Here is a 26065-nt window from a genome sequence, read left to right as displayed (position 1 = left end):
TGGCGTTCTACCCAGGTAAGGGTGGTGTGCCGCAGCCAGTGGGTGGAGATGCCCTGCGCGGCGACCCATGGCAGGCGCTCGCCGATGCGTCTCCACAGGTGGTCGTAGCGGCGGCTGCTGATCGGCTGGCCGTTGCGGTAGCGCAACAGCCGGTCGGTGGGCAGGACCGCGCCCCGAGCCTGGGCGTGCTCCTGAAGGCGGACGGCCAGGATCGGGGTGATGGGTTGCCACCGCAGGGTGCCGCCCTTCTCCGTGAGGCGGACCAGGCAGTGACGAGTGTCGAGGTCGACCAGGCGCAGCGCGAGGGCACCGCCGCGTCGGCAGGCGGTTTCGGTGTGCAGCCGCAGCAGCAGCGCGTCGAGGATGACGTCGTTGCCGCTGGTACGCGCCACGAGGTCGATGTCCTGCAGTTCCTCGGGCGTGAGCGCACGGCGGGGATTGGGCAGCCGGCGCGGCTTGGCGATCCGATGGGCCGGGCTGTCCGCAGCAGTGAGGTAGCCGTCGGCGATAGTACGGCGGTAGACGGCACGGGCGGCCGCGATGAGGTGCTCCCCCGCGTGCCGGCCCTGCCGGCCGGTGCGCCGGGACCGGGCGGTGGCGGTGACCTGCCGCATGAGGGCCTCGATGTCGCTGGCAGTCACCTCGTCCAACTGCAGATGGCCAAGCACAGCGACCATCCGATCCCAGTAGGTGCCGTAGGTGCGCCGAGTGCCCGGGCTGGCCGCAGCCGCAACGCGAGGCACGTACCCGGCGACTGTCGGCATCGTGCGGCCGGAGGTATCGGGGTAGCCGGCGAGGTCGGCCGGGGTGAGGCCGAGATGGGCGAGCATCTGCTGGGCGGTGACGATGCGTGACGGATCAGCCGGCATGAGAGGTGCCTCCGAGGGCGGTGGCGTGCAGGTCCGCGAGGAGCCGCGTGATGGTGTTCGAGGGGTGCACGACGAGCAGATCGCGCGCGGGGATCGCTGCCAGCAGCACCACCTGGTGCGAGGTGATGCCGCACATCTGCCGGGCCGCGGCGGGCAGCGGTAGTGCCCCGCGGGCGCCCACGACGTGCGCCCCGTCGGATGCGGCGGTGATCAGGAGCAGGCCGTCGGTGGCGTCGATGTGGAGGCGGTGACCGGACGGCCAGCGCAGCGCCCGCAGCAACGCCCGGGCGGCCACCCGGCCGTCGGCGTCCGGGCGGGCCACGTCGAAGACGAGGTCGTCGACCGGTTCCCGCGCAGGTAGGCGGGCTGCGGGCAGCGCCGGCATCGGAGCCGAGGGCGGTGCCGGGCGAGAAAGCGGGGTCGGGATGACCGCGCCGATGAGCTGCTCGTCGAGGCGTCGGCGGGGCGGTTGCCGGGCGGCCGTCATGGTGACCGCCGCAGCCGTTCGCGCGGCCTCAGCGCGTCGCGCTGAGAGCCCTGATCGTCGATGTGTGCACGGCTGCTACGCGGCGCCTTCATCGGGAGCCACCAGAGTGGTCAGCTCCCGTGACCTCGCACGAAGACTGGTGTCCGAGGGGGGATGAACACAAATTTGCAGCACCCATGCTCAGCATGGGTGCTCATGCCGTGATTTTAGCAGTGTGGCATCAGGGAGAAGGGCGCGTCGATGGCAACCCCCGACGCGGCGCTGAATCTCGGCAAGGGTGGGTCGTCGAGGTGGCGAGTGACCATACGGTTCGCCCGCCAGGAAATCCTCATCGAACTGCCCAGCCCACCGGCCCCCGATGACCTCAACCCGCTGATCTGGCGCCGCGGCGCGGAGGTCCGCCACCAGGACCGCCGCCAGGCCGCCGTCGTTACAGATGTCCGGGCCACCCCCACCAAAGCACGAAGGCGGCCAATCCGGTCGATTGACCTGTTCCCGCAGCCAGTAGGCAGCGACCTCGCGGACCTCTGCGGCTGGGTCGTTAAGCGCCTCGCGCACCACGTTCGCGTGCCGGTGGGAGTCCTTGCGCCACCACCGCAGCGACAGGATCGCCAGCCTCCGCACGGTGGTCCTGGCTGACGGTCTGTCCGAGAAGCGGAAGGACCCGCCGGGCGACGGCGGCACCGAGACGCCGTTCGCCGAGTACGCACACCGCGTGCCGACGGATGACGATGTGCAACGTGGTCAGCCCGGGGATCGCTTCGTCCACCTCGTCGAGAGTGATGTCGCAGTACCCCCGCCCCGGCTTGAGCTCTTCGGCCAGCGCCGGAACGTACGCCGGCCAGCGCTCGATGACGTCCTGCAGGGGCCGGTAGTCCAACCGCGGCGCGGCGACCGCCTGGTTGCGGAAGCTGGTATACGGTGCGGCGACGGCGCTGACCACGACCTCCCGCGGAAGACGATCGATCTTGTCCAGCACGAGGTCCAGCCGGCCCAGCCGCGCCAGCGCACAAGCAACCCACGACTGGTCCGGCCCCTCGCACCAGGTCAGCGCCACGTGCAGCGCGCGCACGTCGTCGTCGGGTCGGCCGATGTCGGCCAGCAGTTTGGCGGTCTTCCACGCCCGCCCCTTCTGAGCCTCGATCCACCGATGAATGTCGGGTCGGCGGGACCCCGGAGATAGAAAGTGCCCTCTGAGCTGGAAGGATAGGAGTTCTCACGCTTCTACCGTCTGGCTCGAGAGGGCACCTCGCCGGTGAGATTACGCCATGACGCGCCGGTGACGCGCGTCTCGTTCGATGATCCGAATCTGGTGTCGTGTGCCGGCCTCGCCCCGGTGATGCGCCTGGCCCAGCAGGCCGGTCTGCATGACGCGGTCACTGACCGGGTGCGGCTACCGACGGACAAGGGCGTCAACCCTGCCGGGAAGGTCGCCACGATCGTGGCCGGGATGCTCGCCGGCGCGGACAGCATCGACGACCTCGACATCGCCCGACACGGTGGCATGCCGTCGCTGTTCACGAGTGTGTACGCGCCGTCGACGCTCGGGTCGTTCCTACGCACGTTCACCCACGGACACGTGCGGCAGTTGCAGGCCGCCGCCCGTGACACCCTGATCGGCCTGGCCCGCCGGGCCCCGATCCTCGACGGCGCCGACACGCTGTGCTTTGTGGATATCGACTCGATGCTGCGTCGTGTCTACGGCAAGCAGAAGCAGGGCATCGGGTTCGGCCACACCAAGGTCGGCGGCTGCAACGTCTACCTACGCGGCTACAACCCGCTCGTCGCCACGCTGTCCACACCGCTGTCGGCGCCGGTGATCGCCGCGACCAGGCTACGTTCGGGTAACGCCGGGTCCGCCCGCGGCGCGGCGAGCATGATCGCCGAAGCGATCACGACCGCCCGATCGTGTGGCGCGGCCGGGGAGATCGTGGCGCGGGCCGACTCGGCGTTCTACGCCAAGACCGTCATCGGCACGTGCCGGCGCCGCAACGTCAGGTTCTCGGTCACCACACGTGTCGACGCGAAGATCCGCGCCGCATGCGACAGCATCACCGAACAGCAGTGGGTCGACATCAAGCACCCGCAGGCCGTCTGGGACGAAGACACCGGGCGGTGGATCTCCGACGCGCAGATCGCCGAAACCACCTACACCGCCTTCGAAAACACCCGGCACGCGGTGACCGCCCGACTGATCGTGCGGCGGGTCCGCCGCGACGACCCCGCCCAGGTCACCGGCCAGGAAGAACTGATCCCGGCCTACCGGTATCACGCGGTGTTCACCGACAGCCCGTACACCCTGGTGCAGGCCGAAGCCCAGCACCGCGGCCACGCGATCATCGAACAGGTCAACGCGGACCTGATCGCCGGGCCTCTGGCGCATCTGCCCTCCGGCCGATTCAGCGCGAACGACGCCTGGCTGACCTGCGCCGCGATCGCCCACAACCTCACCCGCACCGCCGGACACCTGGCCGCAGCACCTACCGCACCGCCCGGCCCGCCACGATCCGCACCCGCATCATCAACGTCGCCGCCCGCCTCGCGCACCGAGCCCGCACCATCCACCTGCACCTACCCGACCACTGGCCCTGGCAAGCCGCGTTCGACAACCTGTTCACCGCCGTCCAGACCGCCCCCGGCTGACCACACCCACCAGCAGAACCAGGCGGCCCGACCACGGGCCACAATCCCCATTCACCGCACAATCGCAACCGGAGCAAGCCGACCACCCGATCGGCGGCTACCGCACACCCACCGACTCACCCCACCCAGAAATGATCAACCGGTGATCGCAGCCAACCGCGGCGGTGGATCAAGGCTCAGCCAGGTAGCGGTACACGGTGGCTCGGGAGACCCCGAACCCGGCGCCGAGCAGGGTCGCGTCCTCGCCTTTGCGGAACCAGACGAGGACCAGGAGCGCCTGGTAGAAGCAGGTCAACGCGCGGGTGTCGCGCCGTGTCCCCTTGGCTCGGCGTTCCGTTGCAAGCAGCCGACCGAGGTACTGCACGAGTTCCCTGGGGACGTCGACCATTGCACGATATGCGATCACGTGGGGTCCTCACCGTGTGGGTGATCTTGTGGTGAGAACTACCTACCGAGGACCTTCCGCCCACTTCCAGCACCGTCCGATCTCATCACTTTCGCCCGTGCGCGCCAATCAACACTTTCGCGTCGCTGAGATCACCTCAGTGACAAATACGTGTATACCGGGATGCTCGTACTGGATTTCCTAAAGAGCATCGGAATCTCCGCCGCGTCCTGGATCATCGGTGGCGCCATCCTCGGGTACGCCCCAACCCGCAATCGTCGCAGTTGCCGGCAAACAACAGCAGCCGGCGTCAGCCGAGTCCGCCATCCAGCTACTGATCCCCGCTGCGCCGACGACGTCAGCAAGGCGCTCACCGTCGTTTCGGCCTTGTCCTAGTGGGCTGGTAGGACGATACCGTCTGGCTGTACTGATCATTATCGTTCGGATGTTGGAAGAGTCTTTTTGTTGGTCGGCTGTTCCGGGAGGAGTTCAGTGACGACTGCGGAGTCAGTGCTGTCGGCTGGAAAATGGCGCCGCCGCAAGCTCATTCAGCGGTGGGTGAGCGCATTGTCGGCATCGGACCCCGACATTTCGTTGGTGGAAGAGGTCTACCTGACCGCAGCCACGCCGATGCTGCCACCGCGCGACGGCCTCGACGCGGCGGACGCTGGCGACGAGATGCTCACGGCGGTCGAGCAGTGGTTCCTGCCGCGTTGTGCCCCATCGATCTTGGACGGCGTCAAGCGGCTGATCGAGCTCGGCCGAATCGAATGTCAAACCGCTCGCGGCACGATCTATCAGCGTTTGACGAGGGACGATGATGCCAGGGTCATTTGGGAGGACAACATCGAGCGATATCAGCGGCTCGGCTGCCCGAACCAAGCGGCGGTGCAGCGGATCAACTTGGGCAGCCAGCTAGCGCGCCTCGGTGACCGGAGGGGTGCGCTCGCGGTGCTGCGATCGGTGTACATGGGCCCGGATGTTGTCACCGAGCTGCGCCGCGAGGCGATGTACCATGCGGCATCCGCTGTGGCCGTGACGACGACTTCGCTGTCCGGCTCCGATCGCGCTGAGGCCCGCCGGCTGATTGCCGAGGCCGATTCGCTGACGGCCGCAGGCGACGAGCCAGGCAGGTTCGGCGCGATGCTGCGCGAGCAGGGGCGACCGGACGACCCGTGGGTCTCGGTCATGGAACTGATGGCTTCCGCTCACCTTGGCGCCATCCGCTTGATGGCCGTGGCGGCGGTCGAGGGAAAGAGGATGCCGCCGATCCCGCTCGTCGACAACCCGATCCGCGACGAGGTTATGCGCGGCGTGTACCTCGCCGAGCACGGGGACGAGCAGGAGGCCCTCGAAGTGCTGCGGGCGTCGGGCGATGCTGCGGCCAAGCAGGGACAACTGTGGTGGTATATCGCCGCGCGGAGTCAGATGGCCTGGCTGCTCATGGACACCGATCTCGCCGAGGCGGCAAAGGCGGCGTACGAGGCGGTCGACGCAGCCGAGTCGATGCGGGGCGGCCTCGCGGATGAGCAGGCGCGGATGCACGTCGGCGGCGTCATGGGGCCTTATGACGTCGCGATCGCGGTCACGGCCGCCATCGCGCGGGCCACAAACGCCAAGCTCCGAGCAGTGGCCCTGCCCCGCCTCTACGAGCTGAGCGAACGCGCCCGTTCCCGCCGGTTCCTCGAGATGCTTGGCGACACCGTACCGCCGCTGCCAGGCTCATCGCTCGCCGCAACCGAGGCCGAGCTCCGCGGCCACCTCGTCGACCAGGTGCGTATCTTGGCTGAGTCCGGCGGCGGCGCCCGGCGGCGCGCCCTCGCCGAGGTTCGCACCACTGAGCGGAAACTCGAACGCGTGGTTCGGCGCCTGTCGCGGGGTGGCCCGGCCGAGGCGGAGTACGCCGAAATGCGCCACGGGACCCCGCGCTCCTACCACACCGTCCGGGCGCTGCTGGCCTCGTCACCGGAGCGCGCCACGCTGTTCTCGTACTACCAGCTTCACGAGGAGCTGATGCTCCTACTCGTCGGCCGCGCTGACCTGGCCGTGCCAGCGTCGATCCCGATCAGGCTACCTAAGGGTCTTCTGGCCACGGTTTCGACCCGACTCGCTGGCGACAAGCTGCGTCCCGAGGCCGTTGCACGGACCAGTTGGCAGGATGAACTCGCGCCGCTGGTCGCACCAATCGCCGACTGGACCGATCCGGGCGACGTGGCCTGGATCGTTCCGCACGGGCAGCTGCATCCTGTCCCAATGCATGCGCTGACGCTGGGCGACGCGCCTGTGCTGCAACGCAATCCGGTCTGCTATACCCCGAGCGCGTCAACGATGTCCTACTGCCAGGGGCGCCGAACGGGACGCTTCGAACGGGCGACCGTCCTAGCCGACGCCGATCCGACTGCGCCGCTCGCGTACTCTCGAACCCAGGCTCGGGCGATCGCTCGGCTTTTCGCAACAAGTATGGTCCGGATCGGACCCGAGGCCACCGCCGCCGCGCTCATCGAGGCGGCCCGCGACGCCGATGTCGTGCATGTCGCCTGCCACGGACAGTTCGACGTCAGCGACCCACAGCGCTCCGGCGTCTGGCTCGCCGGCGCCGAGCCGGACCGTCCCGAACTGTTCGACGTGAGCCAGTTGATGCGTGTCCGGCTGGACACCGATCTGGTGACCCTGACCGCTTGCCGGAGCGGCATGAGCGCGCACCGACCGGGTGACGAGCTGCTCGGCCTGGCCCGCGCCGTGCTCTACAGCGGTGCCGCGGCCACGGTGCTGAGCCTCTGGTCGGTCGAGGACGTGTCCACCGGGCTGCTGATGACCGACTTCTACCGCCGCCTCAGCGAGGGCAGCGGGCACGCCGTCGCGCTGCGCGGCGCTGCTCTGAGCCTGCGCGACACGTCGTTCCCGGACGCGATCCGGGCCTGCGAGTCGGCACGAGACGACGCCACGGCGGCCGGCGACGAACCGGCCGAGTTGCTCCTCAACCGGGACATCGCCAACCTGTACCACCGCGTCGGCCGCTTCGACGACGCGTACACCGCCTGGGAATCTCTTAGCCGACGGCTGCCCGAGCCACAGCAGGTGATCGCGCGGGCCGGCATGACCCGCGCCCGCCATGCAGGGCGCCGTCCCCGCCCCCCGGACGACGACCTCAAACCGTTCTCTCACCCCTACTACTGGGCGGGATTCGCCCTGACCGGAGACTGGCGTTGAACACACTCGCGGCCCACGCGCAGCCGCTGCCGCCGGCGGTCGCGGCCACCGCCACCCGAGAAGACGCGATGCAGGTGGCCGGGCTGTCCCAACACGTCCTCCTCAAGAGCGGGGATACCACCATCGCGATCGTGGCTCCCCGTAACACCAGCACACCGCTGCCGGCCACGAGCGCGACCAGTCGCGCCCAACTGCCACCGCTATTGGTCTTTCCCGCCACCATGACGATGGATGAACTCGTCGAATCGGCGGCCGTCACGCTCCTGGACCTCGGCGCCACCAACGCGCTGCTGGTCGCGGACGACGGCAGCCCAGTCGGGCTCCTCCCAGTCGACGTGGTCGTCGATCATCTGGCATCGCCCGCATATCTGCCCACGCAGCGCACGTTCAGCCCACTCGGTACCGAGACGGACGCGATGTGGCCAGGCTTCGAACAGGCGCCCCTCGCCCGATTGGTATGCGCGGCGACCGGCTGCGGTTTCCTCAACGAACTGCTCGAATATTCGGCCGACCCGCCGACGGTCTGCGCGAATCCGGCCCCGCCGGCCCATCCGTTGATGATCGGCCGGCGGTAGCCCGTGTTCGGCACCATCACGGGCGTACTCGACCGGCGGTTCGTCGTCAACGCGCTGCTGCCAGCGGTCGCCTTCCTCGGTCTCGTCGTCGCCGTGCCGATCAGCCGGTATGGCGCGAGCGTCGGTCTGGCATGGTGGAACCGGCAGAGCGGCAGTGCCCAGGCCGTGCTCGGCGCGGCGTTCGTCCTCGCGGCCCTCGTCCTCGCGTACGTCCTCGACGCCGCAGGCGCGTTCAGTTTGACGGTCGCTCAAGGACGATGGGGTAGCCGGGGACCGGGGCGGGTATTGGCCCAACGGGCTGCCGCGTGGCATCACCGGAAGGCGCAGCGAGCGGCCGATGACCCTGAGCTCACTCCCGGGCGCCGCGACGCGATGCGGCTGCGGTACCCGCCAGCCAGCGCCGCCGACGAGTTCCAGGCAACGACACTCGGTAACGTCCTGCACGTCGCCGCCCGATACCCCCATACCAGGTATGGCATCAATGCCGCGATCGTGTGGCCACGCCTGTACACGGTGCTGCCCGACTCATGGGCTGGCACCCTCGGCACCATACGATCAACCCTGGCCCTCCACATGACATTCGCGACGCTCTTGGCACTGCTCGGCCCAGCCGCAGCGGTCTACCTGCTCCTCGTCGGTGGGCAATGGTGGCTGGTCCTCGCCTGGTATTGGGGCTGCGCCGCCGCTGCCTGGGCCGCATACCGCGCGGCGTTGGCCAGCGCCCAACTGTACGCCACGTACACTGCTGTAACATTCGACGCCCACCGGCTGCAGCTGCGCACCAAGCTTGGTATCGACGGCCCGGAGACCCCGGAGCAGTGGGCTGCGCTGGCCCGGTTCTGGCATCGCAACATCCCCCTAGACGCCGAAGTCGCCGAGCCGCCTACTGCCACGCCTCGTGCATCCAGGGGCGGGCGGACGCTACGTCCGTCGACCGCGTGGGCGGTATTCACGCTGCTAGCCGGAGTCGCGGGTGCCCTGCTCGCCATGTCCATGTGACGAGCAGAAGCACCGGATCGAATCAAGCTACTCAACGACACCTTCGCCCAGCAGCACCCTGACCATGTGTTCCACCACTACCTGGCATTCCTGGCGCAATGCCGCGTAGCCTAAGTTGATCATGATGGTGAGTGGGGTTGGAGCCGCCAGAGATGTGCGCCGCCCAGCAGACCCGGGAACACATTCGTGCCGACTGGCGACGCAGGCGCAGGCCATGCTGCCCGCATTAGCCCTCCGCAGTGTTGAAAGATCGCCGCGTACGGCGAGTCCGTCGCGACGACGTGTTCGCATGTCTTGGGTGCGATAATGCCAACGCACGGTCCACATGCGACGGAGGCCTAGGGATGGCCGCTCCTGATCCGACTCAAATGGTCGTGTACTGCCGCGACGTGCTGCCCGGCATGCTGATTGAGGCGTGCGACGTGGATGAGGACCTGGCCCGCCGGATCGGCGACGACGTGTTGCAGCGGGCTGAGGCGCTGGCCGCCCTGCCGAAGCGTGAGCAGGACGTGCTGATCGCGCCGTTCGTCGAGGAGGTGTTCGACCACAAGCCACTGGAGTCGCCGCTGGACCTGAAGGCCAAGGTCACCCTCGTGGTCCGTAACAGCCTGCTCGAGCAGGCACACCACGACGGCCCGCTCGACGACGGGATCATCCCGGCGACGCAGTACGCGGCCGGCCCGCTATCGCATCTGCTGGCCGCGCGCCGCCGCCAGCCCGTCGACGATCAGAGTCCGAACCCGTTCGCCGGGCTGGCCGAGCGCTACCCGCGTGCATGGGCTCGTCTGGACGCGCTGACCGACACCTTCGCCGACGGCGGCCGCGGTTCACTGCGCCTGCCTTCGGCATCCGTGCCCAGCCTGCCTGACGGCGACGAGGTGGCCGCGGCGCCGCCGTCTGACGATGACATGGTGACCGTGTTCAGCGCGATCGACCCGCGCTTCGACCAGAGACTGGTGGACCTGCCCGGAAAGGCCGCAGAAGGCGACCTCGTGCTGTACACGTCCGCGCTCAGCCGGTACTCGCGCAACAGTGAGAAACTGCACCGGATCCTCGAATTCCTCCTCGCGCACAGGGCGACAATCCTGACCACCAATTACCTGAGCCGCCCCACCGACGTCTGGGTGCGCCGCGGCGCGCTCGTCAAACCAGACAGCAGCAAGCCCCTCGCCGGTGTGCTCGACACCCGGGGACTCGTCGGCACTCTGGGGCAGGTTGGCGAGAGCTGTCAACGCGAGCTCGCTGCTTTCGACCCCACCGAACGTGCCGGGCGCGTTGGTTACGACAGCCTGACGACCGGCTGTTGGTCGAGCACCCACGATCGCCGCTCAAGGTCGAAAGCAGAAACGGTGAGTCGCTTCTGAGCATCGACCCGGAAGTCGAGCCGGAACCGGTCGGCACCGGCGCGCGCAGGTGGTTCGGCCTCAAGGAACGTCGGGCTGTCCTCGTTGAGCCAGAGGCTCGAGCGCTCCTGCCGCTGTTGGCTGGTGATGGCCACAGCACGAGCGCCGCCGGCTGCATCGAACATGATCTCCAGGTCCGCACTTGCGTCGCGGTAGGTGGCGTGGGCGCGTTCGTAAATGGCCAAACCGAGGTTGCGCTGTCCGTCACGGACCGCCTTGATTGTCATGCTCTTAATCGGCGCTGGCGTAGGGTACTCGGTACCGGCAGGCACGAGCTGCTCGAACTCGTACACTCCCGTGTCTCGGTTGACGTGGCGGATCACGTAGTCATGCTGGATGTGGTCGTGCAGTTCGTAACCGCCTGCGATCCCGGCCGCGCCGGCGGCGACCGCTTCAAGTGGCCGGTCGACGTGCACTCGATCGCGGGAAAACTGCATGTAAATGACATCTTGGATGGCAGGAATGAGGCTCGTGCCACCCACGAGAAAGACGTGCCGGATCTCGTCGGCGAGAAACCCGGCTGCAGCTGCTTTGTCCAAGGCGGCGCGCAGGGCGCGGCCCACCCGACCGGTGACGTCCCGGTCGCGCAGCAGCGAGTCAAACTCGCCTCGCGTGATGTCGGCGGCATACTCGATGCCTGTGTCCGGATCGGCCGCTCGGATGGTGGCCTGGGCCGCCGACGTAAGGGCCACCTTCGCCGCCTCGGCCGAGCGGAGGAGCTGACCGAATAGCTGGTTGTAGAGGTGGGTGTCGCCGAACGGCAGCCGAGCGCTGGCGGCGACATGCTCGGCTAGCAGCAGGTCGATGTTGTCGCCGCCGAAATCGATGCCGGACTTCCCGACCACTCGCACGCCAGCGCCACCGCTCTGGCTCGCCTCGGGGTCCTGTACGCGCACCACGGAGATGTCGAGGGTGCCGGCGCCGAAGTCGAAGACGAGGAACGTGTCCCCCGGATTCAATCGGGCGCTATAGCCGACCGCCGCCGCCGTGGCCTCGTCCACGACACGTAGCCGGGCGAGGCCTACCTCATCGCCGACCTCCCGGACGAGCCAGTCGCGGTACGTGTCGAACGCCTCCACTGGCGCGGTAGCGACGATCTCCAGATCAGCCGCATCGACGGCGAACATGGTGGCTGCGACCACATCGCTGAGGAACCGGGTGGCGGCCTCCCGCGGGCTGATCGAACGTGCCCCGATGGCCCGCGAGATGTCCTTGATCCGGCCGGTGATAACGCTCTTGGTAGATCGAAACACCGCGTAGCGCGGATCGGTGAACATTTCCTCGGTCACGTTCGCACCGACCGCCCGGGCCTGCGAATCCACCGCGTACGCGATGCGTGATGGCACCACCCGCTGGCTGATTCCAGCTGCGGCCGGGCGCAGCAGGTCCAGACCGTCCAGGGCGATCGGTTCACCTCGGTCGAGCGTGGGGTCCCAGTGGGCCACCACCGTGTTCGCGGTGCCGAAGTCGATCCCGATCCGTGTCGCCATGCGCGCTCCTCTAGGCCAGAGCGATGTCGTACTCGCCGGCGGCGAGCGTAACGGTGTCGCTGATTTCGATGTCGAACCGGAACCGGTGCTCCAGGCACGCCTGGAGCAGATCGAGCACCAGGGAGGGCGACTTGCTGGCCGCCCGGGCCTTCCGGGCAGCGGTGAGCACGCCGAGGTGGGCCGGCACCATGCCCGCCAGCGGTCGCGTGACGAGCGACGGCACATCTCCGACCCGCAGGTCGTAAACGTCGGTGTACCCGGCGGCGTATCCGACGGCGAGGAAGTCTCCGCGCGCGTCGACATGCAAGCTCGTCGCCTGTCCGAGACCGGGGCCTGGCACGTGGCCCACCGGGGCGAGCGTGGCTTCGTCATGGAACAGCAGGTCCCCCGCGCGGTTGGCGACGACGATCTGCTTCCTGGAGCCGACCGCCGCCAGACCGCCCAGTCCCGGCACGGACATCTGCGCGACCGGCCGCAGGACTCTGTTCGCGCGCCGGAGCACGTTGACGTTGCCGCTCTGGTCGGAGGTGGCGAGCAGGTCTGGGCCAAGCAGCAGCGCCCGGGCCACCACGGTCTGCTGGTAGCCCCGGGCCAGCACGCGCGAGGCGTCAGCGTCCGCGAGCACGAGGCTGCGGCCGAGCACCGACAGCCTCTCCCCGGCAGGGTCCGCCGCCACCGTACGAGGCCAGTCATCGTAGCGGTCGAGGCCCAAACGGGACACCGGCACCGACGTTGGCGGCTCACCCACGATCGGCCCCAGCAACAGGTCTCCGGCGCGGGTTCCGGCGACGAACCGGTCAGCACCCACCGGCGCCAGCGACGTCACCGTGCCCCGCACCCGCGCAACGATTTCCGATCGGCGGTTGGCGCACCGCAGCACCCGGCACTCGTTGATTGCGTTGTTGGTGCGCTCTCCGGCCAGAAACATGCCGCCGCCCACATGCAGAACCCGGCCCACCGAGGCACCAAACCCCTCGTACCGCTCGACTAGCCGCCCCCGGGTGAGGTCCACGACGCCAGCGATGCGGGCCGAGCCGGCCACCGCCAGAAGCGGTGCGTCGGGCGCAAACGAGACGTCGTTCACGCGCCCCTGGAAGGTAATCCGCGCCTGCTGGACCGCGAGCGGCCAGATCTTCCGCATCTTCTTCACGCCGCGTTCGAGCGCGGCCGGATCCACGGTGGCCAGCCGGTGGAACAGCTCCCGGGAGTCTTCGTCGCCGGGTCGCCACCCGTCGCTGAAGAGCGCCATCATCTGCGTCGCACGCAGCAGGGGCAGGTCCAGGACGATCCTCCACAGGTCCGACCAGGCGCCGCGTTCAGCGAGCTGCTCGGCCAGGTACCGGACCTCGGCCTCGGCCATCGTCTGGATGCGTCCGCGCCGGTCCTCGCCGACAAGAACCCGCACCAGGTCCAGCTCGCCGCTGGACAACATCTCCTTCCGTAGGCGGCTGCGGGTCGCCTTGTCCGCGCTGGTGTAGGCCAGCGACAGCAATGCGCCGTCTGGGTCGAGCGCCTGTAGCTGCTCCGGCTGGCCGGTCAGGACGAAGAACATCGAACGGCGGACGGGGTCCGCAGGCGCGAGCTTGTGTGCCCTGCAGAACGCTGCCAGCTCGGGCTTGGCCAGTGCCGCCTCGCAGACCGCGTCCACCAGGCCCTGGTCGTCCGCTGCGACGATCTTGTCCTGGGCGATAGCCGCGAGCGGGTGGTCACCCCAGGCCGCCGCATCCAGCAGCGTCGGCCGCAGGTCGTCCGCGGCCAGCCGGCGGGCGTCGGGTTCGATCGCGACCAGGCTCAGGCCTCGCACGTCGTCGGACGAGCCGGGCACCTGCCAGGTGCTCAACGCCTTCCAGAGGACCGGGTTCGGAGTGACCAGCCACTCCATCCAGAGCGCGTCCAGGGCCGACGCCGGAGGAGGCGCCGAGTGGGCCAGCAGCGTCGCGGTCAGCGGCGCCTGCCATCGTGGCCGCGACTCGTCGGGGGGCTCGTCACCGGCGACCCGCCACAGTGAGGCGAGCAGCTCGCCGGGGGTGCGCATCGCGGCGACGACGTCGGCGCGCGCCTTCGGACTCAGCTCCCGGGACCGTTCGGTGTCGTCGGTGAGCAGGCGGAACATCGATCGACGCAGGGGATCGACGGGAGCGAGCCGGTTCGTCCGGCAGAATGACGCGAGCACGGGCTGGGTCAGCGCCGCGTCGCAGACCGCGTCCACCAGCGGCTTGTCCCGCGCCGCGAGAATCCGTGCCTGGGCAATCGCAGCGATTGGATGCCCACCCCTACCGGCGGCGTCCAGCAGCGCCGGCCGCATGCCCGGCGAGTCGAGCCTGAGGGGATCCGGGTCGACGCTTATGCGGCTCAACGCCTGGACGTCGTCGGCGGAGCCGGGCACCCGCCAGCGGCTCAATGCCCGCCACAGCACGTCGTCCGGCGCGGCCAGCCAGGTGCGCCACAGCGCGTCCAGTGAGGGCGGCGGCGGAGGGGACGGGTTTGCCAGCAGGGCCATGGGCAGTGGCCCGGTCCACCAGGGGGCGGCGGCACCGTCGGGGGTTCGCCGCGTCTCGTCCTCCACGGCACCCCACAGCGCGGCGAGCAGGTCGATCGTCGCCGCCTGCAGCGCGGTCACCGTACCCGCTTGTACCTGCCCGTCGGGGTCGGCCAGCAGCGCAGCGGCGTCGGGCGCGTCGGCGGGCGACCAGTATTCGAGCAACCGGTTGTGAAGCGCGGCGGTGACCAGGCCCGCTCTGCCGTCGGCGAGGGCGCCGGTCCTGACCACCACCGCACGGAGGTCGGGGTCCCGGGTGGCGACCCAGACGCCGGCGATCGTCGCCTGTGCATCCCGCTGCCGGGGGGAGGCAGGGGCCTCCGACAGCCCGCGCAGCATGGACAGCGCGACCGGATCCCCGCTCGTAGCGGCCTTGGCCAGCCGCCGCCACGCCCGGCGTGCGCGGAAGCCGAACATGCCGTCCTTCCGGCTGCGCGTCGCGCGCCGAGTCCATCTGCGCGCGCGGTGCTCACTCACCATTGCCGCATCCCACCAGTGCCGCGTGTCCTAAGCGAGTTCCAGTTGGACCTGCGTCTGCGCCGCGACGGAGGCCTCGGCGAACGACGCCGACTGGGCCCGCCCGTCGCGTAGCCATGCCCGCAGGTTGCCGATCGTCTCGCGCTGCGAGCGGCTCAGCGGCACCATGCGGCGGATCGCGGCGGCGATGTCGTCCGTGGTGATGTCCCGCCCGCCCTCGGAGAACGCTCGATACATCGCGTCGATGACCGCCTGCTCCAGTTCGGCGCCGACGTACCCGTCGGACACCCGGGCGAGCAGCGGCACGTCGAACGCTCGCGGTTCACGGCCGCGCTTGCGCAGGTGCACGGCGATGATCTCGCGCCGCTCCGCCTCTGTCGGCAGGTCGAGAAAGAAGATCTCGTCGAACCGGCCGCGGCGTAGCATCTCCGGCGGCAGGGCGCTCACGTCGTTCGCCGTGGCGACGACGAAGACGGGTTTGGTCTTCTCCTGCATCCAGGTGAGGATCGTGCCGAAGACGCGTTGGCTGGTGCCGCCGTCGTTGCCGCCGTTCGCCAGCGATTTCTCCAGCTCGTCGATCCACAGCACGCACGGCGCCACGGTCTCGGCTAGGTCCAGCGCCCGGCGGACTCGTTCCTCGGACTCGCCGACCAGCGAGCCGAACAGCGCGCCCACGTCCAGCCGCAGCAGCGGCAGTCGCCATAGGCCGCCGACCATCTTGGCGGTCAGGCTCTTGCCGGTACCCGGGATGCCGATCAGCGCAACTCCCTTCGGTGCGGGCAGGCCGTACGCGGCGGCCTCCTCCCCGAATGCCCGTTCCCGCAGTGTCAGCCAGTGTTTCAGCATCTCCAGGCCGCCGACGTCGTCGGGCGTCTCGTCCGCCGAGTAGAACTCCAGCGCCTGTGACTGGCGGATGACCGCCTTCTTCTCCTCCAGCACGGCCTGGATATCGCGCTCGTCAAGCACCTGATCACGCACGATCGCCTTTGCGAATGCCCGAGTGGCTTGGGTCGACGTCAGGCCCAGCGCCGCCTGGGCCAGTCGCGTCCGGCCATGCGCCGTCAGGTCGGCGCGGACACCGCTGGTATTGCTGATCAGATCGTCGAGCTGCATTCGCAGCGCCGCGGCATCCGGCAGCGGCATGTCGACCACGACCACGTCATCGCGCAGCTCTGCCGGCACGTCCCGGGCGGGGGTCGTCACCACCAGCGACGCGCCGCTGTACACGAGCCGGTGGGAGAGATTGCGCAGCTTGCGCTTCACGTTCGGGTTCTTCGCCCAGAATTCGTGGAAGTCCTTGAGCACATAAAGGTCGCGCCGATCCGGGGCGGCATCGACCAGCCCCCGGATCTTGTCGAGCGCCCCATCGGGGTTAGCTGCGTCCGGCAACTGCCGGCCGCTAGCCGATCGGAACCGGTCGGCGACGTCCCACGTGACGAGGTCCGCGTTCGAGTCCCGGTCTCGGCGCACGCGATCCAGCACGTCCAGCGCCCGCTGCTCCTCCACAGTGACCAGGACGATCAGGGGAACCCGCGCCCGCAGGTACAGCCGGATCTCCTCGTTGATTGTCATTGCCCACCCCCGCCCGGTGCCGCCACCATCCCAGTCACCGTCACCGTCCCATCCCGCCCAATCAACACCTCAACCTCGGGTACGGCCGAGAGCATTGCCGCCGAGTACCGGCCCGTCCGGTCCCAGTACTCCTTGTTGCTCGACCCGCGCAGCCCAGCACCGAGGTGAAGACGTCGGTTATACCGGCCGGCGATCACCAGATCTACACCTGCCACCGCCGCCGTGAGCGCCGGGTCCGTCGCGATCTCCGCACGGCTGAACCCGGTCAACACGACGACGCCCAGCCCGGCGCGGCGTACCCCGGCCACAAAAGCGGCCAGCGCCTCCGGCTGCTCCAGCGGCTCGCCGCCGGTGACGGTCACGCCCTCGATCCCCGGCGTCGCCAACACCTCGCGGACCACGTTCGCAACTTCACGCGCGACGCTGCCAGCCGGGTGCGTCTCCGGATTGAAACAGCCGGCGCAGCCCAATGAACAGCCCTGGGTCCAGACCACGAACCGCTCCCCTGGGCCGTTGGCCCGCGAGCGGGGAAGGGTCGCGTGGATCCGCCAGGGCACGGACGCGCTCAGTGCCACACCTGGTCCTGCAGTTCCCCCTCGACCTCGACGTAGGCCTCGGCGGTCAGCTCTTGGCTCTCGACGTCGCCGCCGAGCAGGTCGACCAGCTGCTGGGTCATGGCGAGGCAGGCCATCCCCTCCACGCCACGCATGTGCATCTCCACCTTGCCCTGAGGGCTGATGGTCACCTCGAGAATCTCCTCGGCCATGTCTCAGGCACCCACCCGGCGCAGCACCACCCGGATCTCCCCCGACTCCTTCTCCACCTGCTCCTGCACCTCGAAGCCCTGCTCGGCCAGCGCGGAAACGGTGCCGACCAGCGCGTACTCGCGGGTCAGGCGCTGCATGAACGCGTCCTTGGGCAACACGTCCACGCCCCACCAGTCCGCGACGACGGTAAACCCCCGGCCTGACTCCGGCACGAAGCCGATTTCATACTTCGTCCCGGCCGGGCGCACCTTGAAGGCCGCGTCTGCCTTCTGACCCCGCCAGCCGTGGACACCGTTGCCTGGTGGGAGAACCTCGTAGCCCATCCGAGCCAGTGCCCCCCGGATCGTTCGCTCGTCCACCAGCCGCGTCCGAACCCGCGTGAAATGCGACATCCACATCCTCTCAGCGCAGAGACGATATCAGTCAAGATCGCCGCCCGGCTGCCCGCCTGGCCAGGGACAGAACCCTTTCAGCCGCGCCGTTTCCTTGCAACATACGGGAAGGTACGTCGCTGCGCCGTTCGGCCGATCATCGCCGAGCGCATCGGGGGCGACGTGCAATACGCGACACTCTCGCATTGATGTCGGCATATTCGACGGGTGTGCCGCCAGCCCGGAGTAAATGAGCAAGAAGTCCTCTTGCCCCCCAATAACGGTGGGTATCGGACCGGCACCGGGTGAGGGCCTACGCGTCGGCGTAGGTGTGCTGCTGTAAGCGCCAGGGCTCACGCGGGTTGGGCCGCCGGGCCTCGGTGCCTGGTGGCATCGCGGCCAGTTCGGCGATCCTGCCGTCCGCCGCGACCAGATGCTCCATGCAGACCAGGACGGCGTTCCCCGAACCGTCAAGGCGATCGACACCGCCGAACTCATCCGGCTGGACGCCGAGGCGATTGCATACGGGTTCAACCGCAACCACGGCGCCGGCTGGCTCGCCGAATACGCCGCCCTTGAGGCCGTGCACTACCTACGCCCCGTGTTCGTGCACTGGGCCGGGCGGCGGCCTGAGTTATCCCCGCACTGGCGGTGCATGCTGCTGCTGACGATGCGAGACGGCCAGGAAGTCTTCTCGCTGCTGGATGTCTGGCCCGCCTCGTTCGACCACCTGCCCGAGACCCTGGATTCGGCCGCCAAGCGCGCGATTGCCCACCGACTGGACCACGGATGGCTGCCGGCCTCCGCGCAATGGGCAAACCTCAACACCTGGCATGTCCGTACGCAGACACACGAGCAGATCCGCCGGCCCGGGATCGGTCACGGACCATAGTCAGGCGGGGCGCACTCATGCGCCGGGGCGGGTACGCGCCAGCCAGGTGGTGAGCAGCCGGCTGGTGTCCTCGCCGAGTGCCGCCGCAGCTCGTGCCGCCAACGCGGCAAGCTCGCCGTGCTGCGCGGCGGTGACTGGCAGCTCGGGTAATGGAGTGCGGCGCCAAGTGGTTCGTGCGCCGTCCCGGGCGAGGCGGGTCACGTCGGCCTTGCCACGTTCGGCTAGGCGAGGGTCCGGGTCGAGGGTAAGCATCAGGGCAGCGCGCAACTGGACGTCGACGCCGTGGCCACGCAGGAGGCGGTAGCCGGCCCGACGCAACTCCACCCGGGCGTCCCCGAGCAGCTGCCACGGAAGGCCCGGCGGCAGGGCACCGGTCAAGGGCCGCAGCGCGGTGGTCACCTCCCGGACCACCGCCGGCGACGGATCCCGCAGCAGCGCAAGCACCTCCTGCGCGACAACCGCATCGAGCAGGCGCAGGCCTCGTACCGCCTGGGCACGGACCCTGGCTTGCGAGTGGGTCAGCAGCGGCCGCAGCAACGGGGCGTCCGCTGCCGAGCCGGTCTCGGCAAGCCCAACGATCGCACCCAACGCCGGTTCTCCGGCGCTGACCGCGGTCCGGTAATGCTCCCGAGCGTCGATGCCGAGCCGGCGAGCCGCGTCCCGGCCCACAGCCCGGACCAACGGCGCACCATCATCCAGATACGCGGCAACGTCGCTGTCCTGACCGACCCGGACCAGCCCGGTCAACGCCAACACCCGCACCTCCGCACGAACCGACCGGGCCAGGCGACGCAGAACGTCATGCCGGCGGGTCCAGACCGCCTCACGGCAGGCCGCCTCAGCCGACCGGACCCGAATCCCCACATCCGAGTCAGCCTCGGCGCAGGTCACGAGGTCGGGCAGACGCAGCCAGCCCTGAGCCAGGACAATGTCGAACACGAACCGCCGCTGCCTGCGACCACCCGATCCCAGCAGCCCACGCCACACCTCCGCCGGCGCCGACAGCAACACCGCCCGTATCTGCGTGACGGCGAAGCCACCCCGCAGTCGCGCGTCGAGGCGCAACGCCATCGGCAGCACCGCCGGCAGACAGCCACCCGGATCGTCGGCGAGCAACAACGCCAGCCCGGCCCGCGCCCGATCCCGTACCGGCTTGACCCAATCACCGCCACGAAGCACGAGGAACGGCATCACCTCCGGGCACGGCCGATCGACCATCGCCGCGACCGCGCGTGCCCGGATCCGCCCGTCACCATGCATGCTCGCCAGCGCCATCGCGACAGGCCCCGACGTCGCGACCGAGAAACGCGCCCCGACCCGCCGCAATGCGGACTCCTGGTACGGGCCATACCACGCTGCCTGCCGCGCGTGCCGGTCCAACCGGGCCACCAAACCCGCAACGCCTGCCACCAGCCTCAACGCCGATCGCGCCGCTACCTCATCACCGGCAGCATCGACCTCGATCAGCACCTCGACCAGATGGTCCAACGCCTCCCACCGCCCCGCGGCGGCATCGTCGACCGCGACGTGCACCGCCCCGAGCGGCCCGACCTCCCCCACCGCTGGCCGCTGAACCCCGCTGCTCCGTCTCCCCCAGATCACCCCGCCATCCTGCCCGAGCCAACAACCCCGATCGAACTCGATTCGGCCCAGTCATCGACCCCGCAGCGCAGCACGGGCTGGACATGCACCAGAGCCACTCGACGGCTTCGCTGCTCTCACCCGCTGCGCCAGGCACGCGTTGAGGCACCGGTCTCGCCTCAGCACAATCCCTGCGAGAACAGGCCACCAGCTGGCTGGACGGTCACGGCTACCAGATCATCCAACTCGACGCGTCACACTGGGAGACCGAGGACGGTCTGCACCGGGGCGTGACACCGGCACTCGACTTCCCTGCCCAGTGGATGCTGGACCCTCGCCGGCCGTCCGACGAGTCCACGCCGGTTACGCACGCCTGATCAGCTGCCGGGCCGGAACTCGTGGACAACTTCGATCAGCCCGACGATGTGCTGGTTGAACTCGTCGAGCTCCTCAGCGGGCACCCTCAGCTCAAGGATGTCGCGCCCGCCTACTTGCTGGACGGGGTACCGAGAGGCGAACTCACGGTCGGCCGCGAACCTGGTGACGTAGCCGACGCCGGAGGCGGGAACGTTCCAGTCCCTGGCGATCATGATTGCGTACTACTCGTTGAGGGCCGGGTAGAAGATCGGCTGGTCGGGCAGTCGCGGCGGCCACGCCTTCCAGCCGGAAGCACGCACGAGGTCGAGCTCCTCGGGGCCGGTCGGCCGCCACAGAGTCATCGTCTCGACCACCGCGGCGCTTCTTTCTGGCCGGCGCAGACTACCGGCTGGCCCACGACGTGGACCAGCCGGTTTCCGCCTTCAGTGTCGTACCGGCCAGTCGAAGCCGAACTGCCGGACGGCTTCCGCGCTGCCGCCGGTCAGGCGCCGCCGGTGGCGCACCGAAAACCCGCCGAGGCGGTCACCGCACAGCTGCACCCCAGGCGACCAGCCGGCCCCGCCTCGCACGGTTGAGCCAACAGATGTTGCGAGTGGCCGAACCCCCACGGACCACAGCATCGTTAGCCATCTATATCGAGATGGGCGGCTGTAGCGCCGTGTTTGGATAGGGGTCCTGATGCACTACGCGCCGGAACTCAACGGCCCCGACCTGCTCGGCTGGTGGATACGGCAGCCGAACCAGCGAGGCCGCAATCGCGCGCGACGCCCGACAACATCACCTCCACCCGGCATCCGCTTCGTCTTCTACGGCCGGATGTCCACCGTCGACTTCCAGGACCGGGCGTCGTCGTGTCGATGGCAGCGCAACTACGCCGAGGACCTGATCGCCGGCCACGGTCGGATCGTGGCCGAGTTCTTCGACGAGGGTGTCTCCCGCCGGATCGCTTGGCCGGATCGGCCGCAGGCGGCACGGCTGCTCGCCGCGGTGACGGACCCGGCGCGCGGGTTCGACGCGATCGTCGTGGGCGAGTACGAACGCGCCTTCCACGGCCAGCAGGTCGAACAGCTGACCCCCAGCTTACTCAGGCATGGTGTGCAGCTGTGGCTGCCGGAGACCTACGGGCCGGTGGACTTCGACAACCCCCGACAGTTGGCGTTGCTGGACCTGCTGGGCGTGCACTCCCAGCGGGAAGTGTCCCGGGCCCGGCACCGCACCGTCGCGGCGATGCGCGCCCAAGCCGAGCTGCAGGGGCGGCACCTCGGCGGCCGGCCGCCCTACGGCTACCGGCTGGTTGACGCCGGCCCTCACCCGAACCGCGCCCACGCCGCCTGGGGACGACGCCTGCACCGCCTGGAACCCGACCCGGCGACCGCACCCTGGGTGAGGTGGATCTTCGAGCAGCGCCTCGCTGGTCGCAGCGTGGCCAGTATCGCTCGCAGGCTCAACGACACCGGGGTGCCGTGTCCGTCCGGCGCCGACCCGGCCCGCAACCGGCACCGCAGCGGCCAACGCTGGATGCTGACCACCGTCGCTGCGATACTGGCCAACCCCCGCTACACCGGCCGCCAAGTGTGGAACCGGCAACGCACCGACCACAACGACATCGACCCCGACGGCACCATCACCCGACACCACGAGATCCAACGCTGGAACGCCGCCCGCACTGGGTCATCTCCCGCCAGATCGCCCACCCACCGCTGGTCACCGAGGAACAGTTCGTCGCAGCCCAAGCCATCCACACCGCACCCACCCCCGCTGACGGCGCTCCTCGCCACTACTCCCTGGCCGGCCTGGTCTACTGCGGCGTCTGCGGCAGAGTCATGGACTCCCACTGGGTCCACGGCCGTCCCGGTTACCGCTGCCGCCACGGCCACACGAGCACCCGCACCAAGACCTCTGCCCGACCGAAGATCCTCTACATCCGCGAAGACCACCTCCTGGACCGCGTCCAGCACGACCGGGAGCTCCACAGAGCCCACCCGGCGCTATGCAGCCCCGACCCGGACAAGGTCGCCGCCTACCTGCACACCAGCAACATGATCATCGTGTGTGATCACCGCGCCTGGACCGTCGAAGCCGAGACCGCGATCTACACGCTCACCCCGCCGGGGAGCTTCCTCGCCACCACAGCGAAAATCCCCGCCCAACGGGACGGGGATCAGACAAAACACGAAGAACCATCACGCTTCGTGTGGAAATAACGTGTCCGAACACAAATTTGCAGCACCCATGCTTAGCATGGGTGCGCATGCCGTAATTCTATAGCAGTCAGCGGGCACGCAGCCCCTGGACGTGGGGCAGGGCTCTCTGCTCGGTGGGCAAATTGTGAGGGAGGCATCCCCCACCGCTTGGTCGCGCGATGGTTCACTGTGCGGTGAGTGCTTGGGCCAGCAGCCTGGCCAGCTTGGCGGCCCTCGCGGGGTGGTGGTAGGCGATCCAGGCGACGCGTCCGGTGAAGTGCTCGGCGAAGGCCGGGTGGCCGGAATGGTTCTGCGCCTCGAGGCCGGTGCGGGTGGCGTTGTGGAGGATGGCGCGGAGCCGGTCGTATTCCTCGCGGGCGCGGCCGGCCGGCGGTTGACGACGAGTCCAGCGAGGAATTGCCGGTCGGCTTGCCCACGGATACGGATCTTGTCGGGGTTAATCCGGAAGCCCTCGTCACGCACGATCCCGGTGACGGCGGCGATGAGGTCCCTGGCGCGCTGGGTGGTGAAGTCGCCGGAGAAGGCGAGATCGTCATCGGCTGGCCGTTGCGGTAGCGCAACAGCCGGTCGATGCGGCTAGCCGGCGCCGCGCAGGAGTCCGGTGAGCCCGCCGAAGAGTTTCGCCGGCGCGATCACCCGCACCAGCATCGCCCCTATGGCAGTAACGCCAGTCTAGGGAAGTGTCGATGAATTACACCCGCGCGCCGATGCCGACGGCACGCGGGCATGATGCACGTCATGGACGGGACTTCAGATGCGTGCCCGCAGCGCTTCCCGTCGGAGGTCGGAGATGTCGACGTCCTGCTCTTCCAAAGCATCGTAGAGCTGCTCCGGTCCCCGAGATGCCAGGAGATCGGCCTCCACCTCATAGGCGGGTACCAGCAGGCAGAAGTTCGTCTCTCCAGCCGGGCCAGTCACGAACTAGAAGTCCTCATCGAACAAGGCCGCAGGGGTCGGCAGCAGGAACCGCATCCCGGCGCTGAGCGGCACCTCGACGTCCAGGCGGACCGGCTCCTCCCAGGAGAGCAACCGCCCCTGCTCGGCGTAGCGCACCGCGCAAGACATCACAAAGTCGAGTAACTCCGGCCCCATGAACCGGCCGTCAACGACGAAGAGCAACTCCTGGGCGTAGCCGTCCGGACGGGCCCAGGCACGCTGCCGGGCAAATTCGGCCAGACCATCGGTTGTCAGGGTCACCTGACCCTCGAACGGAACCTCGGCGAAGCCGTGCAGGCGGACCGGTGCACCCTCGGGCAGTTCCTCGTCGAGGGGTGCTGAAGGGCTTGCCGAGAAACCTGCGGAGGTGCCTGTTGACCTCCCCCGACGTCGCTCCCGGTCGGCTGAACTTCCCCATGATCGCCCCACTCTGAGCTCGTTGGGCGAGGCTACCGCACCCCACGCCGAAAATCGGAGGGCCGGCCGCGCGGACCGGCCATCTGCGCCCCATGGCGCTGGTCGAGCTGTTGCTGACGGCGCGCGAGCACGGCGCAATCGACCTGGCCACAGGCACGCCGTCGCTGCCCGCCCCGACTCCCGAGCTGCTCGTCACGGTGGACGGGGGGCTTCACCGTCCGCTGATCCCGCCCGGCTTGACCCTCGACCTGATCGAGGGTCGAGACTGCGCCGGGTCGCACAAGCCACGAGAGACGGATCAGAAGAGCATGACTGTCTCCTACGAGGACGAGGCAGCCCAGGCTCAGCGGACGGGGGTACCCCGCAGATACTGGGTCTGGCTGGCCGGCGTCACCCTGTCGCTGCTGGGCTCGCAGATCATGGCGTTCGCCATGACGTGGACGGCGGCCGGGTGGGGTGGGGCCTTCGCGGGTACGGTGCTTACCGCGATCAACCTGCCGCGGGTCGTGCTCCTGCTGTTCGGCGGCGCGCTGGCCGACCGGATCGGGGCCTGGCACGTCATGATCACCTCGGACGTGACCATGGCCGCCGCGACGGTGCTGCTGGGCGGCGCCGTCCTGGTGCTCGGCGTCCAGCCGTACCTCCTGCTCGCGGCGGCTCTGATCATCGGCGTCGTGGACGCGTTCTACCTGCCCAGCTCGGGATCGATGCCGCGGCGGCTGGTGTCCGGGGCCGGCCTGGCGCGGGCCATGTCGGCACGGCAGGCGATCGGGCAGCTCTCCACGTTCGCCGACCCCTCGGCCGGGGGCCTGGTCGTGGCCACCGCCGGGCTCGCCGCGGCGGCGTTCATGAACGCCGGCACGTTCGTGGTCATGGCGGCCATCCTCATCGGGCTGCGGCCCCGCTCGTCGGCAACGCCCACGCCGCCGGCGGCGGGAACGCGCTGCGCCGCTCGGCCGACGGTCTGCGGGTCGCGTGGTCCGATCCGCTGCTGCGATCGGCCCTGGGTCTCATCGCCGTCGCCGCGGGGTTCCTGCTTCCGGTGTCCGGGCTGCTGATCCCTCTGCTCGCACAGCAGCGCGGCTGGAACGCTGATACGGGCGGCCTCCTCGCCGGAGCGGTCGCGCTGGGCATCGTCGCCGTGGCCCTCACCGTCACCGCCACCAGGGCGTTCGCGCGGCCAGGGGTGGCCGCTGCTGGAGGGCTCGCGCTCGCAGCCGCCGCGATCCTCGCGCTGGCGTTCCTGCCCGACATCATCCCTGCCGTGGCGGCCGCAGCGGTGGCCGGGGCCGGGTCAGGCCTGTTCACCACGCACGTCGGCCCGCTGATCTTGGGCGGCGCTCCGTCCACGCACCTAGCGCGGGTACAGTCGGTACTCGTCCTGGCGCAGAGCCTGCCGCTGGTGATCACCAACAACGCGCTGGGCTCCCTCAACGACCTCTTCAGCGCAAGCGTCATCCTGGTGGTCTGTGCGACGTTCCTGCTGGCCGCTGCCGCGCGCTCGGGCTTCGCTCACCGGCCCTGCGTACGGCGATGTCAGCGTCCTCGCCGAAGTGACTGCAGGCGTGGGGGGCTGCGCGGTGAGGAGAGGGACGGGTACTACCCGCGACCCAGTGGCTGCGGCACCGGGCTGCGATAACCTACAGCCCGACGAGCGGACTGACTGAACCCGCCGATTCCTGGAGCCGATGAAGCTGCACCCAGCGCGATCCCTCGGTCTGCTGGCCCGAACCAGAGCAAGATCCGTACGCGCACATCGACACGATGCAGGTAATCCCTGTCAAGCTGATCACGATGCGCGCCGATCGATGCGAGCGGGGACGCACACTCGGACGCCCAAACGTTGCTGCCTCGCGCACTGTCGGACCAT

Annotated in this window: 22 protein-coding genes and 3 pseudogenes; 10 read left to right on the top strand and 15 right to left on the bottom strand. The window is 69.2% G+C overall.

What is annotated here, in order from left to right; translation table 11 throughout:
- From ABZ671_RS27305 to ABZ671_RS27295, 3 genes are all read right to left on the bottom strand, one after another.
- Positions 1–869 (bottom strand): site-specific integrase (locus tag ABZ671_RS27305; protein WP_357863403.1); only part of this gene is annotated, 869 nt, incomplete at its 3' end.
- Entirely contained in the window at positions 859–1356 is a 498-nt protein-coding gene (locus ABZ671_RS27300; RefSeq protein WP_357863400.1) for a hypothetical protein, read from the bottom strand. The genes ABZ671_RS27305 and ABZ671_RS27300, both read right to left, overlap by 11 nt.
- Before the next feature lie 541 nt (positions 1357–1897).
- Complete coding sequence (locus ABZ671_RS27295; RefSeq protein WP_357863397.1) at positions 1898–2413, bottom strand: hypothetical protein; 516 nt, start codon at positions 2411–2413, stop codon at positions 1898–1900.
- 198 nt (positions 2414–2611) lie between these two features.
- Here ABZ671_RS27295 and ABZ671_RS27290 point away from each other — a divergent pair.
- Positions 2612–3999: pseudogene (locus ABZ671_RS27290) on the top strand (IS1380 family transposase).
- A gap of 169 nt (positions 4000–4168) precedes the next feature.
- Here ABZ671_RS27290 and ABZ671_RS27285 read toward each other — a convergent pair.
- Positions 4169–4387, bottom strand: coding sequence for a transposase family protein (locus ABZ671_RS27285; protein ID WP_357863406.1), 219 nt, complete (start codon positions 4385–4387; stop codon positions 4169–4171).
- Positions 4388–4876: 489 nt separating this feature from the next.
- Here ABZ671_RS27285 and ABZ671_RS27280 point away from each other — a divergent pair, with 489 nt between their 5' ends.
- The 4 genes from ABZ671_RS27280 (at position 4877) to ABZ671_RS27265 (ending at position 10532) form a co-directional block, all read left to right on the top strand.
- On the top strand, positions 4877–7594 hold the full coding sequence (locus tag ABZ671_RS27280; protein ID WP_357863395.1) for a CHAT domain-containing protein: 2718 nt from the start codon (positions 4877–4879) through the stop codon (positions 7592–7594).
- Positions 7595–7662: 68 nt separating this feature from the next.
- The gene (locus tag ABZ671_RS27275; RefSeq protein ID WP_357863392.1) at positions 7663–8169 is read left to right on the top strand and encodes a hypothetical protein; all 507 of its coding nucleotides are present in this window, start codon (positions 7663–7665) and stop codon (positions 8167–8169) included.
- Between the two features lie 3 nt (positions 8170–8172).
- A complete protein-coding gene (locus ABZ671_RS27270) occupies positions 8173–9168 on the top strand; it encodes a hypothetical protein (RefSeq protein WP_357863389.1) in 996 nt (331 codons plus the stop codon).
- 344 nt (positions 9169–9512) lie between these two features.
- Positions 9513–10532, top strand: coding sequence for a hypothetical protein (locus ABZ671_RS27265; protein WP_357863387.1), 1020 nt, complete (start codon positions 9513–9515; stop codon positions 10530–10532).
- Here ABZ671_RS27265 and ABZ671_RS27260 read toward each other — a convergent pair.
- The 7 genes from ABZ671_RS27260 to ABZ671_RS27230 all read right to left on the bottom strand — a co-directional run bounded on the left by ABZ671_RS27260 (position 10448) and on the right by ABZ671_RS27230 (position 18229).
- Complete coding sequence (locus ABZ671_RS27260) at positions 10448–12061, bottom strand: Hsp70 family protein (RefSeq protein ID WP_357863384.1); 1614 nt, start codon at positions 12059–12061, stop codon at positions 10448–10450. The genes ABZ671_RS27265 and ABZ671_RS27260 overlap by 85 nt on opposite strands.
- 10 nt (positions 12062–12071) lie before the next feature.
- Positions 12072–15017, bottom strand: coding sequence for a hypothetical protein (locus tag ABZ671_RS27255; RefSeq protein ID WP_357863382.1), 2946 nt, complete (start codon positions 15015–15017; stop codon positions 12072–12074).
- A 90-nt stretch (positions 15018–15107) separates the two neighbouring features.
- On the bottom strand, positions 15108–16649 hold the full coding sequence (locus ABZ671_RS27250; RefSeq protein WP_357863380.1) for an AAA family ATPase: 1542 nt from the start codon (positions 16647–16649) through the stop codon (positions 15108–15110).
- Positions 16646–17224, bottom strand: coding sequence for a 4Fe-4S single cluster domain-containing protein (locus ABZ671_RS27245; RefSeq protein WP_357863377.1), 579 nt, complete (start codon positions 17222–17224; stop codon positions 16646–16648). Before ABZ671_RS27245 ends, ABZ671_RS27250 begins: the two co-directional genes overlap by 4 nt.
- The gene (locus ABZ671_RS27240; protein ID WP_357863375.1) at positions 17215–17415 is read right to left on the bottom strand and encodes a DUF2997 domain-containing protein; all 201 of its coding nucleotides are present in this window, start codon (positions 17413–17415) and stop codon (positions 17215–17217) included. Before ABZ671_RS27240 ends, ABZ671_RS27245 begins: the two co-directional genes overlap by 10 nt.
- Before the next feature lie 3 nt (positions 17416–17418).
- Positions 17419–17808, bottom strand: a complete 390-nt coding sequence (locus ABZ671_RS27235; RefSeq protein ID WP_357863372.1) for a DUF1257 domain-containing protein — start codon at positions 17806–17808, stop codon at positions 17419–17421.
- A 292-nt stretch (positions 17809–18100) separates the two neighbouring features.
- Positions 18101–18229, bottom strand: coding sequence for a hypothetical protein (locus tag ABZ671_RS27230; protein ID WP_357863370.1), 129 nt, complete (start codon positions 18227–18229; stop codon positions 18101–18103).
- Here ABZ671_RS27230 and ABZ671_RS27225 point away from each other — a divergent pair.
- Entirely contained in the window at positions 18221–18679 is a 459-nt protein-coding gene (locus tag ABZ671_RS27225) for a hypothetical protein (protein WP_357863367.1), read from the top strand. The genes ABZ671_RS27230 and ABZ671_RS27225 overlap by 9 nt on opposite strands.
- Positions 18680–18694: 15 nt before the next feature.
- Here the strand turns inward: ABZ671_RS27225 and ABZ671_RS27220 are convergent, their stop codons facing one another.
- Together ABZ671_RS27220 and ABZ671_RS27215 are read right to left on the bottom strand one after the other, a co-directional pair.
- Positions 18695–20239: a hypothetical protein gene (locus ABZ671_RS27220; protein WP_357863364.1), complete on the bottom strand. Its 1545-nt coding sequence runs from the start codon at positions 20237–20239 to the stop codon at positions 18695–18697.
- A gap of 398 nt (positions 20240–20637) precedes the next feature.
- Positions 20638–20991, bottom strand: a pseudogene (locus ABZ671_RS27215) (ADP-ribosylation/crystallin J1).
- A gap of 325 nt (positions 20992–21316) precedes the next feature.
- Between ABZ671_RS27215 and ABZ671_RS27210 the strand changes: the two are divergent.
- Positions 21317–22213 (top strand): annotated as a pseudogene (locus tag ABZ671_RS27210) (recombinase family protein); the annotation flags it as partial.
- A gap of 248 nt (positions 22214–22461) precedes the next feature.
- Positions 22462–22842 carry a hypothetical protein gene (locus tag ABZ671_RS27205; protein WP_357863361.1) on the top strand — a complete coding sequence of 127 codons (381 nt, stop codon included), beginning with the start codon at positions 22462–22464 and terminating at the stop codon, positions 22840–22842.
- A 750-nt stretch (positions 22843–23592) separates the two neighbouring features.
- On the opposite strand, the gene ABZ671_RS27200 is transcribed toward ABZ671_RS27205, so the two are convergent.
- Together ABZ671_RS27200 and ABZ671_RS27195 are read right to left on the bottom strand one after the other, a co-directional pair.
- The gene (locus ABZ671_RS27200) at positions 23593–23760 is read right to left on the bottom strand and encodes a suppressor of fused domain protein (RefSeq protein ID WP_357863358.1); all 168 of its coding nucleotides are present in this window, start codon (positions 23758–23760) and stop codon (positions 23593–23595) included.
- A 3-nt stretch (positions 23761–23763) separates the two neighbouring features.
- Complete coding sequence (locus tag ABZ671_RS27195; protein ID WP_357863355.1) at positions 23764–24039, bottom strand: hypothetical protein; 276 nt, start codon at positions 24037–24039, stop codon at positions 23764–23766.
- A 248-nt stretch (positions 24040–24287) separates the two neighbouring features.
- Here ABZ671_RS27195 and ABZ671_RS27190 point away from each other — a divergent pair, with 248 nt between their 5' ends.
- A complete protein-coding gene (locus tag ABZ671_RS27190) occupies positions 24288–25253 on the top strand; it encodes an MFS transporter (protein WP_357863353.1) in 966 nt (321 codons plus the stop codon).
- Positions 25238–25834, top strand: a complete 597-nt coding sequence (locus tag ABZ671_RS27185) for a hypothetical protein (RefSeq protein WP_357863349.1) — start codon at positions 25238–25240, stop codon at positions 25832–25834. Before ABZ671_RS27190 ends, ABZ671_RS27185 begins: the two co-directional genes overlap by 16 nt.
- Positions 25835–26065: the final 231 nt, after the last annotated feature.

Source organism: Micromonospora sp. NPDC006766 (assembly GCF_040636055.1).
Taxonomy (GTDB): Bacteria; Actinomycetota; Actinomycetes; order Mycobacteriales; family Micromonosporaceae; genus Micromonospora.
The sequence above is the reverse complement of the archived record's forward strand: the minus strand, read 5'-3'. Positions and strand labels throughout refer to the sequence as shown.